Annotated in this window: 13 protein-coding genes; 11 read left to right on the forward strand and 2 right to left on the reverse strand. The window is 70.4% G+C overall.

Going from position 1 to position 14,159, the window contains the following annotated elements; genetic code table 11:
• The first annotated feature begins 137 nt into the window (after positions 1-137).
• The 4 genes from NL114_RS17670 (at position 138) to NL114_RS17685 (ending at position 4,004) form a co-directional block, all read left to right on the forward strand.
• Positions 138-1,493, forward strand: a complete 1,356-nt coding sequence (locus tag NL114_RS17670; RefSeq protein WP_254822233.1) for an NRAMP family divalent metal transporter — start codon at positions 138-140, stop codon at positions 1,491-1,493.
• 9 nt (positions 1,494-1,502) lie between these two features.
• Positions 1,503-2,093, forward strand: a complete 591-nt coding sequence (locus NL114_RS17675) for a hypothetical protein (protein WP_254822234.1) — start codon at positions 1,503-1,505, stop codon at positions 2,091-2,093.
• Between the two features lie 53 nt (positions 2,094-2,146).
• Positions 2,147-2,860 carry a helix-turn-helix domain-containing protein gene (locus NL114_RS17680; protein WP_254822235.1) on the forward strand — a complete coding sequence of 238 codons (714 nt, stop codon included), beginning with the start codon at positions 2,147-2,149 and terminating at the stop codon, positions 2,858-2,860.
• A gap of 220 nt (positions 2,861-3,080) precedes the next feature.
• Entirely contained in the window at positions 3,081-4,004 is a 924-nt protein-coding gene (locus tag NL114_RS17685) for a beta propeller repeat protein (RefSeq protein WP_254822236.1), read from the forward strand.
• Between the two features lie 429 nt (positions 4,005-4,433).
• Here NL114_RS17685 and NL114_RS17690 read toward each other — a convergent pair whose 3' ends face one another.
• Positions 4,434-5,849, reverse strand: a complete 1,416-nt coding sequence (locus NL114_RS17690) for an FAD-dependent oxidoreductase (RefSeq protein ID WP_254822237.1) — start codon at positions 5,847-5,849, stop codon at positions 4,434-4,436.
• Between the two features lie 160 nt (positions 5,850-6,009).
• Here NL114_RS17690 and NL114_RS17695 point away from each other — a divergent pair, with 160 nt between their 5' ends.
• The 4 genes from NL114_RS17695 (at position 6,010) to NL114_RS17710 (ending at position 8,629) form a co-directional block, all read left to right on the forward strand.
• Positions 6,010-6,192, forward strand: a complete 183-nt coding sequence (locus NL114_RS17695; protein ID WP_254822238.1) for a hypothetical protein — start codon at positions 6,010-6,012, stop codon at positions 6,190-6,192.
• 126 nt (positions 6,193-6,318) lie between these two features.
• The gene (locus tag NL114_RS17700; RefSeq protein ID WP_254822239.1) at positions 6,319-6,516 is read left to right on the forward strand and encodes a hypothetical protein; all 198 of its coding nucleotides are present in this window, start codon (positions 6,319-6,321) and stop codon (positions 6,514-6,516) included.
• 276 nt (positions 6,517-6,792) lie between these two features.
• The gene (locus tag NL114_RS17705) at positions 6,793-7,650 is read left to right on the forward strand and encodes an SDR family oxidoreductase (protein ID WP_254822240.1); all 858 of its coding nucleotides are present in this window, start codon (positions 6,793-6,795) and stop codon (positions 7,648-7,650) included.
• Positions 7,643-8,629 carry a patatin-like phospholipase family protein gene (locus NL114_RS17710; RefSeq protein WP_254822241.1) on the forward strand — a complete coding sequence of 329 codons (987 nt, stop codon included), beginning with the start codon at positions 7,643-7,645 and terminating at the stop codon, positions 8,627-8,629. The genes NL114_RS17705 and NL114_RS17710 overlap by 8 nt, the downstream gene beginning before the upstream one ends.
• A 17-nt stretch (positions 8,630-8,646) precedes the next feature.
• Here the strand turns inward: NL114_RS17710 and NL114_RS17715 are convergent, their stop codons facing one another.
• Positions 8,647-10,242 carry a GMC family oxidoreductase gene (locus NL114_RS17715; protein ID WP_254822242.1) on the reverse strand — a complete coding sequence of 532 codons (1,596 nt, stop codon included), beginning with the start codon at positions 10,240-10,242 and terminating at the stop codon, positions 8,647-8,649.
• 249 nt (positions 10,243-10,491) lie between these two features.
• Here NL114_RS17715 and NL114_RS17720 point away from each other — a divergent pair, with 249 nt between their 5' ends.
• The 3 genes from NL114_RS17720 to NL114_RS17730 all read left to right on the forward strand — a co-directional run bounded on the left by NL114_RS17720 (position 10,492) and on the right by NL114_RS17730 (position 14,136).
• Positions 10,492-12,663 carry an MmgE/PrpD family protein gene (locus NL114_RS17720; protein ID WP_254822243.1) on the forward strand — a complete coding sequence of 724 codons (2,172 nt, stop codon included), beginning with the start codon at positions 10,492-10,494 and terminating at the stop codon, positions 12,661-12,663.
• A 166-nt stretch (positions 12,664-12,829) separates the two neighbouring features.
• Positions 12,830-13,105, forward strand: a complete 276-nt coding sequence (locus NL114_RS17725) for a hypothetical protein (protein ID WP_254822244.1) — start codon at positions 12,830-12,832, stop codon at positions 13,103-13,105.
• Between the two features lie 116 nt (positions 13,106-13,221).
• On the forward strand, positions 13,222-14,136 hold the full coding sequence (locus NL114_RS17730) for an amino acid kinase family protein (protein ID WP_254822245.1): 915 nt from the start codon (positions 13,222-13,224) through the stop codon (positions 14,134-14,136).
• Positions 14,137-14,159 lie beyond the last annotated feature (23 nt).

A 14,159-nucleotide genomic window follows, 5' to 3' on the forward strand; every position in this document is an offset into this window, starting at 1 on the left:
CCGGCCGGCTGCGAGCGATATCCGGCTTCTTTCGACGGACGCGCCGGCCAGCGACGCGTCCGTCGTTCGTCACGGTTGCCACCCAGTAATACCACCGAGTGTAAAGGGTTAAGCCGAAACCGTCCGGAGGCCGCTGTATGAACACCGTACGCATCCGCAACGGGTTGCGAGATATGGGCCCCGGCTGGGTGGCCGGTGCCATCGCGGCCGGCCCGGCGACCATCGGGTCGCTGGTGGCGGCGGCCGCCGGCTTCGGCTACGACCTGCTCTGGGTCGTCCTGCTGTCAGCACCGGCCGGCTTCCTCGCGCTCCTGCTCGCCGCGCGGCTCGGGACGCGCACGGAGCGGGGCATCGTGGCCACCGTCGAGGACCACCTCGGTGAGGGCTGGGCGTGGCTGCTCGTCGCCGACACCGTCATCGTGTCGATGGTGGCCCAGTTGCTCATCATGAAGACGCTGGCGGACATCTCCAGCACCTTGCTGGGGCTGGACGCCAGGGTCTGGGGCGTCGTCTGGGCGCTCGTGCTCGTCGTGGGGCTCGCGGGCGGCGGCTATCGCGTCGCCGAGGTCGGCGCGAAGGTCATCGTCTCGGCGGTCGTGCTCGTCTTCCTCGCCACGCTCGTCGTCGTGCCACCGGACCTCGGCGCGGCCGCGGCCGGACTCGTCCCCGTCTCGCCGCCCGGGTCGGCCGACGCCATCGCCGGCGTGCTGGGTGGTGCGGTCCACATCACGCTCATCACGATGCACACCTACACGATGCACGCCCGTGGCTGGGGGAGCGAGGACTACGACCTCGCCGTGTTCGACGCGGGGGCCTCGATGCTCGCCGCCTTCGGTGTCTACAGCATCGCCATCTTCCTCGTCCTCGCGGGGGCCATCGGGGGGCAGAGCGTCGCCCCGACCGCCGGCGCCGCGGCGAGCGCGCTGGAACCGGTGGCCGGTGGTGCCGCCGTCACGCTGTTCCTCGTCGGCATCCTCGGCGCGGCCGTCTCGACGCTCGGCGGGAACACGGTGGTCCCGCCGTTCCTCGTCGCCGACAAGCTCGGCTGGGAGACCACCGTCGAGGACACCCGCTACCGTGCGCTCATCGCGGTGACCGCGCTCGTCTCCGCGGCCGGCGCCTTCGTCGGCGGGAACTTCATCCCGCTCCTGCTCCAGGCACTCGTCATCGGCACCGTGGGGACGCCGTTCGCGCTCGCGGTCGTCCTCTACCTGCTCCACAGCGATGCCGTCTCGGTTCGGCCCTCCCGGGCGATGACGGGTGCCGGCGTCCTGCTGTTCGCGTTCGTCTCCTACGTCGCGGCCGACTCCGTCTACGGGACCGCCCGGGGACTCCTGTCCGCGGAGGGCGGCGTCGGGACGGCACTCCTCACCTCGCCGGCCAGCACGCTCTCGGTCGTGTTCGCGGTGGTGCTGGCCATCGCGACCGTCGGTCTGGGTGCGAAGTTCCTCCTCCACCGGGGTGATGCGCCGGCCGCCGAGCCGGCCGACTGAGTGCGTCCCGTGCCAGACGGTGAGGACGGGCCGACGGACGCGAGCGACGCCCTCGCCCCCAGGGTTCCGGCCACCGGCCGGACGCTGCTGACCGGCCCCTCGAACGCGGGGAAGACACGACGGACGGCGGCCGCGCTCCGCGAGTACGTCGACCGGTACGGGAGGACGGGCGTGGTCGTACTCGACTTCGCGCCGACGGTCGTCCGCGACGGAACGGTTCTGGGCGGGCGGCTCGACCGGTTCGACGTTCCCCGCGTCGCGTGGACGGGGACGCTCGTCGCGCACGCGCCGCGCGCCGGGAGCGGGGGCGACCAGAAGCGTGCAATCGAGCTGGCGCGTGCGAACGCACGCAATGCCGAGCGGCTATTCGACGCCGCCCCGCCCGCACGCGCGGTCTTCGTCAACGACGCCACCATCCCGTTCCAGGCCACAGGCGACCCGTCGCCGCTCGACGCGGCGTGTGACGGTGCCTCGCTGGTCGTGGCCAACGCGTTCGACGGTGATCTGGGTGAGGGGCCGGTGAGTGACACCGAGCGGACGGCACTCGAGCGACTGACCGACTGGGTGGACCGGCGGGTGCGGCTCGACGGCTCCGGTTGAACGCCCAGTTCCGGGAACGCTTTTGTCACAAGAGGTACACCGGAGCAGCAAGCATGTCGAAGCCGGCGTCCTCACCGCTCGCGAGCTCGAGCGCAGTCCACGCCCGGGTGGTGGTTCGGCCCGTTCGTGACTGCCCCGTCACGCGGCTGGCCGGCGAGTTCGGCATCCGCGAGCTGGTCGCACCCGGCGCACCCGGCAGAGCGCCGCAGGTGGTCGTGGAGTCCGCCCCCGAGGAACGGCTGGTCGAACTCGGCGCGCACCCCATCGTCCGCGCCGGCGACGGCACGGTCTGTCGACTCCCCTCACTCGTCCGGACCGAGGACGGAACGTTGTCCGCCTGCGGCCACGGGCACTGCCTGGGCCACGGCTTCGGTTTCCTCCCCATCGACGCGTATCACACGCGCTGGGAGGGTGACGCGCTCCGCTGTTCGTTCGCGGCCCTGGACACGCGCGAGGTCGAGCGCGTCATCGAGTCGTTCGGCGCGGCCGACTACGTGGTCGAGCTGGAACAGCTCATCCGCGCCGGGGACGACGCCCCGGAGGGCGTCTCGGCGGCCTCCGAGACGACCATCCTCGACATCGACGTGCTGACCGACCGCCAGCGCGAGGTCGCACGCGCGGCCGTCGAACGCGGCTACTTCGACCCCGACGGACCCTCGGCGGCCGACGTCGCCGACGACCTCGGCATCGCGAAGGCCACGCTCTCCGAACACCTCCGCGCGGTCCAGCGCGAACTCGTGCAGCAGGCGTTCGACACGCCCGACTGAGTGCCCGGCGCTTCCGTTCGTCGCCCGATACGCGAAGGTGGGAGTCGTCCCCACTCGGCTGCTCCCGACCCGTTTTCGCTTCAGCCGGTAGCGAAATCTCGCATTCCTCGTGCGGTTCTGCCGTACTACAAAAGGCCCCGAACTGTTCGCCGTCATCGATTGTGTGGCTCCCCCGTTACGAAGGAGTGTGATGCAGGAAGGTACGACCCGACGTGCGTTCATGCGAGGCATCGCCGGGACGGCGGTCGCGACGACCGTCGTCGGAAGCGCCGCTGCCGCCGACTCGGATGCCGAGTGGACGGTCGAGGAGACCCCCACCGGAAGCACCATCTACGACGTGGAGTACACGAGCGATGGTGCGTACGCGGTCGGCGCCGGCGGCGTCGTCCTGCGGCGCGACGAGGCCGGCTGGACGAAGGTCCTCGACGGCGGCCCGACCGGCAACGGCAACTCCCTCTACGGGTCCGATGTCTCGTGCCACGGGTCCTGTCTCTGGTTCGTCGGCTCCTCCGGCGCGATCGGGATGTACAACGTCGAGACCGGGAACCTGGAGGACTACTCCGCGCCGATGGACGTGACGAACAACTTCAACGACGTGAGCACCGAGACCACCCCGAACGGGACGAACGTCTACGTCGCGGGTGACTCCGGGAAGATCTACTCCTCCTTCGACGGCGGGAAGACCGGCACCTGGGACTACACGACCCCCGGGAGCGGGTCGGCGGTCAACGCCGTCGACTTCTTCGCCGGCCGCGACGGCCACGCGGTCGACGGGAACAAGACCGTCTTCGAGACCGACGACGGCGGCACCTACGAGAAGATCGGCGTCGCCGACGCCAACAACAACTTCTTCGGCGTCGACTCCGACGCGTTCGACGACGTGACCGTCGTCGGTGGCGGCGGGACCGTCCTCGAGTGGGACGGGTCGAAGTGGACCCGGACCGACCTCGGCGACGCTCAACTCCGCGACGTGAGCGTCGGCGAGGTGTCCTACACCGTCGGCGGCGGCGGCGCCGTCTTCCGCCGTGACGGCTCGAAGTGGGCCCAGGAGGCCACACCCACGGGCGACAACCTGAAATCCGTCGTCGACGGCCCCACGCCGCTCGCTGTCGGTGCCGGTGGCACCGTCATCGCCCGGAAGTAGGCGCGACGGTCGCCGTTCACGTCCCCACTCCCGCTGTCCGCCGTTCGTTCTCACCGCCGCTTTCGCCGCTCGCTCCGCGTGCTCCTGTTCTCTCGCCGTCTGTATCACCGGACAACCGCCTGCTCGTGGACGGTTCCGGCGCTCTCTCTGGCTGCATCCGCATATAAGGTCCCGAACAGTTCGCCAGCAGTCACAGTGTCGTGTCACCCCTCGCCAGTGATGGGGGCGGCACGGAACTGCTCGCCCCGAACCGGCCGCGACCCGTCAGCCGAGAGCGCGAGTCTGGACATGGTGACTCGGTCGGCCACGGCAGCGCCGACGCGGCCCGGGCACGAGCGTGCCGCGGCAGCGGGCTCCGCGCCCCCCACCCCTTTCCCCTTCCCCCTTCGCCGTTCCGTCCACCGCCAGCGGCGAGGAGCCCAGCCGGCCTCACACCTCTCCCGCGAGCACCTTCGCCGCCACGAGCACCGGGTCCCAGACGGGGCTGAACGGCGGCGCGTACGCCAGGTCCGTCCGCTCGAGTTCCGCGACGGTCAGTCCGGCTTCCAGTGCCGTCGCAACGGTATCGATACGGACGGCCGCGCGGTCGGTACCGACGATGCTCCCGCCGAGCAACCGGCCGCTCTCCCGGTCCGCACAGAGCGTCACGCGCGTCTCCGCGTTCCCCGGGTAGTATCCGGACCGCGACCCCGCGGTGACCGTCTCCGAGACGGGGTCGAAGCCGGCCGCCCGTGCCCGCTCGTGGTCGAGGAGTCCGGAGCGGCCACACTCCTGGTCGAAGGCCTTCACGACCGCTGTGCCGGCAATACCGCCGACCCGGGACGGGGCCCCGGCGACCGTCGCCCCGACCGCACGGCCCTCGCGGTTGGCGGTCAGGCCGAGCGGGACCCAGTCGGACTCGCCCGTGACGACGTGACGGGACTCCGAGCAGTCGCCCGCGGCGTAGACGCCGTCGACGGTCGTCTCGCCGTACTCGTCCACGACGACCGCGCCGCTGTCGCCGCACTCGACCGGCGCTCCGTCGAGGAGAGCGGTGTTCGGCCGGACGCCGATGCCGACCACGGCGGTGTCCGTCTCGACCGTCTCTCCGCCGGCACGGACAGCCTCCACCGTCTCCTCGCCCTCCAGCCGCTCGACCTCGGTCGAGAGGTGGAGTGTGACGCCCCGGTCGCGGAGTTCCTCGGCCACCACCTCGCCGACGGCCTCGCCGAAGGGTGGAACGAGCCGTTCGGGCCGCTGGAAGAGGTGGACGTCGAGGCCGTGTGCGCTGAACGCCTCGGCCATCTCGACGCCCACGTACCCCCCGCCGACGATGGCGGCCGACTCGGGCGGCTCGCGGTCGGCGTACGCGGCCACGCGCGCCGCGTCCACGTACTCCACGTCCGCGCCCCGGACGGGTTCGTCCGGCGGCGTGAGGAACGCGCGGAGGGCCGCCGTCGCGTCCATGCTGTGCATCGTGAACGCGCCCGACAGCTCGAAGCCGTCGATGGGGTCCGTCGTGGCATGAGCGCCCGTGGCGACGAGCAGGTCCCCGTACGACTGTTCGAACCGGCCGTCCGGCCCCTCGACCGCGACCGTCTGTCGGTCCGTGTCCACCGCGACGACCTCGTGTTCGCGCCGGAGGTCGATGTCGCGCTCCCGGACCTCGTCGGGGGTGAGCGACAGGAGGTCGGCCAGCGACTCGATCTCGCCCTTCACGTAGTAGGGCATGCCGCAGTGGGCGTACGACACCCACGCCCCCTTCTCGAAGACGAGCACCTCGCGGTCCGGGTCCTCGCGCTTGCACTTGCTGGCCGCGCTCAGTCCGGCCGCGTCACCACCGACGACGACGAACGGGTCCGTCATGGTTCCGCCGGGGGGCGGCGGGCATTTGCATCTACCGGGCATGTGCGCGCTCGGAGCGCGGGAGACGAATTTCGCGGTTATGTTGCGGTACGGAACAGACGTGTGGTGTGCTAACATTTAACAGTATCGGGCGGTAACTAGCAGGTAGGAGGTGACCAGCATGGTGGCGACAACGGACGAGCGTTCCGAGCGCGACCGTCCGACCATCGGCGTGGACGCCGTCCCGCTCGACCGGTTCGTCGACGTGGGGACGGAGGACGGACAGCTGCTCGTCTACGACCGCGACGACGAGACCGCGTGGGTCCAGGCCGACCTGTACGTTCCCCGCGGGACGATGCTCTAGCTGCCGGGCAGTGATGGCTTCGTCCCACGCTATCCGGCGGCATCCGGGGCTATCTGTCGGCGTGGTCCGGGTCCGGAAAGACCTATGTCGGGGTCCCGTGTAGCCGGCCCAACGAGGCGCTACGACGTGGACACTCCCGACACCGAACTGGACGCGGACGACCGGTCGAACCGACGATACCCGACCCTCGGCATCGACGCCGCTTCGCTGTCACGGTACGACGATGTCGAGGCCGACGACGGCGACCTCCTCGTGTACGACGTGGAGAACGAGGACGCCTGGATCCAGTCCTCGGTATACGCGAATCGGGCCGATCTGGTCTGACGGAACTCAGTTCTCCACTCCATTCGAACATTATTCGGCGTGTATGGGGAATAATTCACCCCATCATCGAATATTGCACAATCTGTCTGGATGAGCGTGTCCCGGTGATTACACGTTGGCCGGGATGGGGCGTCGCTTCCGCTACGGCGGCGGCGCGGAGGGCGTGTTCGCGGTGGTCGGCGCGCTCGTGGCGAGCGCCGAGTTGCTGACCCGGCCCGGGGCACGCCACCGCGCGACGGGCGTAGCGTTTTGTCCTCCCCGCGTGTGCCGGTGAGTATGTCCGATGCCGACCTTCCTGACACGGAGCTCACCCGTGAGTCGCTCCTCACGCTCGACGACCCCCGTTTCACCCCCGACAACGTCGCGCTCGTCACGGGCGCCGCGTCCGGCATCGGCCGGGCCACGGCGGCCGGCCTCGCTGCCACCGGTCTCACCGTCGTCGGCGCCGATATCGACGAGGAGGGGCTGGAGGGAACCGCCGACATCGTGGCGGACGTGGCCGACGAGGGCGCGTTCCACGAGGCCCCGGCGGACCTCACCGACGACGAGGACGTGGCGGCGATGGTCGAGGCCGCCGCCGAAGCCGGACAGTTGCGCTACGTGGCCAACATCGCCGGGATGCAGCATATCTCGTCCATCTCGAACTTCCCGATGGAGAAGTACGACCTCCTGCTGGACGTGATGCTGCGCGCACCCTTCCTCACGGCCAAGCACGCGATGCCACACATCCGGGACGCCGACGACGGGACCGGGGCCATCGGCAACATGTGCTCGGTCCACGGCCACTACGCCACGCAGGACAAGGCGGCCTACATCACCGCCAAGCACGGCCTGCGGGGGCTGACCCGCTCCATCGCGGCCGAGGGCGCGGGCTCGCTCCGGTCGTTCTCGGTGTCGGTCGGCTACGTCCTGACGCCCCTGATGGAGAACCAGATCGCCGACACCGCCCAGGAGCGTGGCATCTCCGAGAGCGAGGTCGTCGAGGACGTGATGCTCGGCCAGGCCCGGACGAAGGAGATGATGACGCCCCCGCAGGTGGCGAACCTGTTCACCTTCGGCTTCTCCTCGCACGGCCAGCATCTCAACGGCGGCGACATGCTCTGGGACGGCGGCTACACGACCACCTATGAGTGATGTCCTCGAGGGGGCCGCCGACGAGGGGCCGAACGTCGCCATCGCCTGCCAGGGCGGCGGCAGTCACACGGCCTTCACCGCCGGCGTGCTCCGAGGGCTCCTGCGGAACTGGGACGCCGACGACACCCTCGTCGGCCTCTCGGGGACCTCGGGCGGCGCGGTCAACGCCGTCACGGCGTGGTACGGACTCACGACCGACGGCCCGGAGCGGGCCTGCGACCTGCTCGACGCCGTCTGGGCCGACATCGCGGCCGACGACCCCGTCTCCAGGTTCACCAACGATTCGCTCGTCTGGTTCAACCGCGTCGAGGCCAGCGGCTTCCCGGTCCCGCACGTGAGTCCTTACTACCTCCCGTCGGCGACGGCGGCACAGGAGCAGTTCCGCGAGGTGATCGAGCGACACGTCGATTTCGAGGCGGTCCGCGACCTCTGTGACCACGAGCACCACCCTCATCTCGTCGTCGGAACGGTCGACATCAACGCCGGCGAGTTCGAGACCTTCACCGACCGTGACGTGACCGCCGACGCGGTGCTGGCGTCGGCCGCCGTCCCCGAGCTGTTCCCCGCCGTCGAGATCCACGACCACTACCACTGGGACGGCCTGTTCAGTCAGAACCCGCCGGTCCGTGACCTGCTCCACGTCGCGGCCGAACGCAAGCCCGACGAGCTCTGGGTCGTCCAGATCAACCCACAGGAGCGTGAGGACCTCCCCACCTCCCCGTCCGAGATCGCCGACCGCCGGAACGAGCTCTCGGGCAACATCTCGCTCAACAAGGAGCTCCGGTTCATCCAGCAGGTCAACGACTGGATCGACCAGGGCCACCTCCCGGAATCGGACTTCTCGCGGACCAGCGTCCGCCGTATCGAACTCGACCAGGAGTTCGACCAGCCGAGCAAACTCGACCGGTCGTCCGACTTCCTGATGGGGCTGATGGACCAGGGCGAGGCGACGGCGGAAGCGTTCCTCGGGGAGCGCTGAGCCGGGCGGCGGGCGGCTCAGGAGCTGCGGATGAGGTCGGCCGCCCGCTCGGCGATGGCGACCGTCGGCGCGTTCGTGTTCCCGCCGGTGAGCGTCGGCATGATCGAGGCGTCGACGACACGGAGCCCCTCGACGCCGTGAACCCGGAGTTTGTCGTCGACCACGGCGTCGTCGCCGCTCCCCATCCGGCAGGTGCCGACCGGGTGGTAGACGGTGTGGGAGGTCTCACGGACGTGCTCGGCCAGCTCCTCGTCGGTCGTTCGGTCCTCGCCGGGCCAGACCTCGTCCCCGCGCACGTCGTCGAACGGCTCGGCCCCCGCGATCTCCCGGGCCCGCCGGAGTCCCTCGACGAGCGCGTCCACGTCGGCCTGTTCGTCGAGGTAGTTCGGGTCGATAGCTGGGTCGTCGAAGGGGTCCGCGGAGGCGAGGCGGATCTCGCCGCGACTCTGCGGACGGAGCTGGGTCGCGCCGATGGACATCCCGCGCCCCTCCTCGGGATTGTCGAACCCGTGGCGCATGAAGTACGTCGGGCCGAAGTGGAACTGCAGGTCCGGTGCGTCGAGGTCGTCGGCGGTTCCGGCGCGGATGAAGCCGCCGCCCTCCCCCACGTTCGAGGTGAGTCGCCCCCGGTTCGCCCCGAAGTAGAGCAGCAGGTCGATGGGGCTCCCGGCGTCGTCCAGCGTCGAGTGCCAGCCGGCATCGACCTCGTGGACGACGAACGCGAACAGGTGGTCCTGGAGGTGCTGGCCGACGGGCAGGTCACGCTCCACGTCGATGCCGTGCTCCTGGAGGTGGTCGGCGGGGCCGATACCCGACAGCATCAGGAGCTGCGGCGAGTCGACGGCGCCCGCCGAGACCAGTACCTCCTCGCTCGCGTCCGCGACCACGCGCTCGCCCTCGTGTGCGAACTCGACGCCCGTCGCGCGCCCGTCCTCGAGAACGACCTTCGTGGCGTGCGCGCCCGTCTTCGCGGTCAGGTTCGCCCGGTCGAGGACCGGCTTCAGGTAGCCGTCGGCGGTGCTGTGGCGCCGGCCCTTCTTCTGCGTGAGATGGTAGAGCCCGACGCCCTGCTGCTGGGCGCCGTTGAAGTCGTCGTTGCGTTCGTACCCGACCTCGGCGGCCGCGTCGACGAACGTCTCCGAGATCCCGCGGGGCGACTGCGGTTCGCTCACGGCGAGTGGCCCGTCCGTGCCGTGGTACTCCCGGTTCCCGGGCCGGAAGTCCTCCGCGCGCTCGAAGTACGGCAGCATCTCGTCGTACCCCCAGCCCTCGTTGCCCCGGCTGGCCCACTCGTCGTAGTCCGCGGCGTGCCCGCGGATGTATATCATCGCGTTGATGCTGGAGGACCCGCCGAGCGTCTTCCCACGGGGCCAGTACAGCTCCCGGCCGTTCATCTGGTCCTGGGGCTCGGTGTGGTAGTCCCAGTCCGGTTCCTCGTGGAACAGCTCCGGGAACGCGGCCGGGATATGTATCTCGCGCTGGTCGTCCGGCTCGCCCGCCTCCAGCAGGAGGACCGTCGTCTGGTCGTCCGCGCTCAGTCGGTTCGCGAGCACACAGCCCGCGGAGCCGGCGCCCACGATGACGTAATCGTAGGTGGCCGTTCGTGGTGGCATGGGCACACACCTCACGGCGACGGCATAACGCTTCGCCCGATGGCGCCCGGGAACACGGTGACTGCGGCACGTACCACGCGCCGCTGCCCAGCGGGGGCGGAGGGGTGGTCGGTCGGCGGCGACCGGACCGCTCGGTCCCCGTTCCGAGACCGCTCGCCACGGAGCGCCCGCTCCATCGGACGCGTCGTGGTATATACAGCCCTACTTGAACGGGAACAGGACCATGCGGGAGTGCCGGAATCGGGGTGTATGAACGGATTCGACAGGCGGTCGGTACTCCAGGGAATCGGCGGGCTGGGGTCGCTCGCGTTGCTCGGCAAGCACGCCGTCGAGGAGGTCGACGCCGAGGAGACCGCCACGGCGGTCCCCGAGGAAGCACGCAGCGTCGAGGCGGGGCTGGAACTGTTCGCGACGAAGTGGGCCGCCGGCGGCCCCATCATCACGGCCACGCGCTTCGGCCGCTTCCTCACCAACCAGACGTACAACGTCCACGTCGTCCAGCCGGAGACCGACGACGACACGGATGGTGAGGCCGACCCGGCGCGCTCGTACACGCTCACGCTCGGGACCGCGGGCGCGACGGCGACACCCGGCGTGACGCCGACGGCCCACGCCGAACTGACGATGGACGAGGGGGACTGGGAAGCCGTCCTCTACGGCGACTACACCGGCCTCGCGCCCATCCTCGCGGGCGACACCTACCCGAACAAGGACGACGCGAACACGCTGGTGGGGTTGGTGCTGGTGATGTACGTCCTCGCGCACGTCCCGCACCCGGACGCGGACCCGCGGTTCACGGCCGAGACGCTGGAGGGGTTCTTCCAGCGCGGCGGCGTCCCGGAGTGCGAGGGGGAGCCGGCCTCGTTCGCGACGGTCAACCGCGTCCAGAACGACCCGGAGGGCGAGGTTCGCGAGCGCGCGTTCGGCACCAACGACGCCCCCGACCTGACCCGCGAGTTCGCCGAGTGGGTCGCGGCGCTCTCCTACGACCGGCTGGGCGAGGAGCAGGTGCAACTCGCCAAGGAGCAGCTGAAGAACATGCTCGGCTGCATGGTCGCGGGCGGTGCCACGGAGCCGGGACGCACCTTCTGTGACTCGACGGTCGGCTTCAGCGAGGGCCCCGCGACCGTCGTCGGCTTCGATTCGGCCTCCCCCCACGAGGCCGCGATGGCCAACAGCTACCTCTGCCAGGTGCTGGAGTGGGAGGACTGGACCAACCTCGCACACTCGGGCGCGGCCATCATCCCGGCCGCCCTCGCCGCGGCAGAGGCCGCGAGCACCGAGGGCCAGCCCGTCTCGGGGAAGGAACTCATCACGGCCATCGTCGCCGGCAACGAGGTGCTCGCCCGGACCAGCCAGTTCATGACGGACCTGACGAACACGGGACAGGCGCTCCCGCTCCATCAGGTCCAGACGCCGCTCGTGGCCGGCAAACTCCTCGGCCTCGACGCCGGGCAACTGCAGGACGCCGTCGGCACGGCCGCCACGCAGCCACAGCTCACCTCCATCCCGGCGTGGACCGCCGACGCGAAGGGGATGGTCACGGCGGACCCGACCGGGACCGGCGTCCGAGCGGCCCTCTTCGCCCGTGACGGCCTGTCGGGCCGCCGCGACCTGCTGGAGAACCCGCTGGGCTACTGCTACCGTGTCTCCGACGTGCGCAGCCCCCGCGACATGTGGCCCGCCGTCGACGACCTCGCGACCGACGGGACGCCCGTCGACCAGTGGGGCTTCCGCCGGGAGCAGTACTTCAACAAGCGCTACCCCTGCGACGGCTTCACCATGACCGCCATCCAGGCGATGCTCAACGTCCGCGGACAGCTGGTCGAGGAGGGAATCGACCCCACAGACCCGTCGAACGTCGAGTCGGTCCGTGTCCACATGAACCTCCCCATGGCCTCGACGGCAACGATGTTCAACGAGGCCGACGACGCCGTCCTCGACCGTGTCCTCGACGAGGACCAGCCCGACTGGACCTACATCTCGCTCCTGTTCGGCGGCCGCTACCCGCTCGCCGCCGCGCTCCTTCACGGCGAACTCACCGACCGGCAGTACGAGCGCGATGCCATCGCCGACGACCGCATCCGCGACCTGTGGTTCAAGTTCGACGAGGCCCCGGACCTCGGCGTCGGTGTCCTCGGCGCACAGGTCAGCGTCACCACCAGCGACGGCGGTCCCTTCCGCTCGGCGGTCGGCGTCGACGACACCGCCGCGGGGGACGACGCGACCTACGAGTCGTTCGTCCAGTGTATCACCCGGGATGTCAACGGCCGCGGCCGCGACGATATCCAGACCTACACGCCGGACGTGAAGTTCCACGAGACCGCCCGGCGACTCCCGGAGGGCAAGCGAGACACCATCCTGAGCCACGTCGACACACTCGAGGAGCGCCCGGTCACCGCGCTGACGGCGCTGCTCTGATGACGCTGCTCTGACGGCACTGTTCGACGGCACTGTTCCGCGGCCGTCACGCCCGTTCCCGGCGACGGGTGTCGGACGGAGAGCGGCCGTGTGTCCGCTACCCACACTTCAACCCCCGGTGGACTCCGGCAGCAGGACGATGGTGAACGGGTAGTCAATAGCAGGTATGGTGGGAGGATTCGCGTGTGCCCGCTGTGACCAGCTCTATCAGGAGCGGCCGGGGGCCTGTCACGAATGCGGCCACGAGGGGATGGAGACGCTCACGTTCAGCGAGTTCCGCCAGCGCCGACGGGCCGGCGACGAACCCTGGTCCGACTCGGGCACGGGACGGGGCCGGCTCCGGACGGCCGCGCTGGTCGTCCTGGCCCTGGGACTCGTCGTCGTCGGACTGGCCGCCATCGGGATGGGGACGATGGCGATGGGCGTCACCGTCCCGTTCTGACTCGGCGGACGCGGCCCTGTCTCGCCTGCACCGCGTAGCTACGGGGGCATCCCCGAGTGCGGTTCGCTCCCGGGGAGGCCACCGATTTTTGCTCCGGCGGTTCGTGGGTGCCGGACGTGTCGCGAGCCGTCATCGCCATCGGTGGGAACGCCATCGCCGAGTCCGGCGCGGACGAGTGGGACGAACAGGTCACCACCGTCCGCGAGACGGTCGGCGAACTCGCACCGCTCGTCCGTGACCGCTACGACGGGGTCGTCCTCACCCACGGGAACGGCCCGCAGGTGGGGAACCGCCTGCTCGAACAGGAGGCCTCCGACGAGACGCCGTCGCTGCCGCTCGACGTACTGGTCGCCGAGACACAGGCACAGCTCGGCTACGCCCTCCAGCGGGCGCTCGACGGGCACCTCGACCGGAGCGTCGCGTCGCTGGTGACGCTGGTCGCCGTCGACCGCGAGGCGTTCGAGGCCGCCGAGCCGACCAAGCCGGTCGGGCCGTGGTACACCGCCGCCGAGGCCGAGTCGAAGCCATTCGAGACCCGCGCGGTCGGCGACGGCGAGCGGCCCTACCGGCGCGTGGTCCGCTCGCCGCGCCCCGAGCGCATCGTCGAGGCCCCCGAGATCGAGGCTATCCTCGACGCCGGCCACTCGCTCGTCTGCGGGGGCGGCGGTGGCGTTCCCGTCGTCGAACAGCCATCGGGCGGGTTCGAGGGCGTTCCCGCCGTCGTGGACAAGGATTACACCACCCGGCAGGTCGCCGAGGTGGTCGACGCGACGGACCTCGTCTTCCTCACCGACGTTCCACACATCTGTGTGGGTTACGGCACCGACGAGGAGCGAGCCCTGACGGACGTGTCGGCGGCCGCCCTCCGGGACCACCTCGAAGCCGGCGAGTTCCCGGAGGGCTCGATGGGGCCGAAGGTCCGGGCCTGCCTGGCGTTCCTCGACGGGGGCGGGGAACGGGCCATCGTCGTACATCCGGACGACGTGGCCGCGGCCGTCGAGGGGGAGGCCGGCACCCGAATCCACGGCTGAGAGGTGCGCGTCAGTATATCGCG

The organism is Haloglomus halophilum, from assembly GCF_024298885.1.
In the GTDB taxonomy this organism is placed as follows: domain Archaea; phylum Halobacteriota; class Halobacteria; order Halobacteriales; family Haloarculaceae; genus Haloglomus; species Haloglomus halophilum.

Excerpts from the sequence above, each read along its gene's own strand:
- NL114_RS17710 (WP_254822241.1), top strand. The coding sequence starts at position 7,643 with ATGAGTGATGTCCTCGAGGGGGCCGCCGACGAGGGGCCGAACGTCGCC.
- NL114_RS17695 (WP_254822238.1), top strand. The coding sequence starts at position 6,010 with ATGGTGGCGACAACGGACGAGCGTTCCGAGCGCGACCGTCCGACCATC.
- NL114_RS17720 (WP_254822243.1), top strand. The coding sequence starts at position 10,492 with ATGAACGGATTCGACAGGCGGTCGGTACTCCAGGGAATCGGCGGGCTG.
- NL114_RS17705 (WP_254822240.1), top strand. The coding sequence starts at position 6,793 with ATGTCCGATGCCGACCTTCCTGACACGGAGCTCACCCGTGAGTCGCTC.
- NL114_RS17690 (WP_254822237.1), bottom strand. The coding sequence starts at position 5,849 with ATGACGGACCCGTTCGTCGTCGTCGGTGGTGACGCGGCCGGACTGAGC.
- NL114_RS17685 (WP_254822236.1), top strand. The coding sequence starts at position 3,081 with ATGCGAGGCATCGCCGGGACGGCGGTCGCGACGACCGTCGTCGGAAGC.
- NL114_RS17680 (WP_254822235.1), top strand. The coding sequence starts at position 2,147 with ATGTCGAAGCCGGCGTCCTCACCGCTCGCGAGCTCGAGCGCAGTCCAC.
- NL114_RS17725 (WP_254822244.1), top strand. The coding sequence starts at position 12,830 with ATGGTGGGAGGATTCGCGTGTGCCCGCTGTGACCAGCTCTATCAGGAG.
- NL114_RS17715 (WP_254822242.1), bottom strand. The coding sequence starts at position 10,242 with ATGCCACCACGAACGGCCACCTACGATTACGTCATCGTGGGCGCCGGC.
- NL114_RS17670 (WP_254822233.1), top strand. The coding sequence starts at position 138 with ATGAACACCGTACGCATCCGCAACGGGTTGCGAGATATGGGCCCCGGC.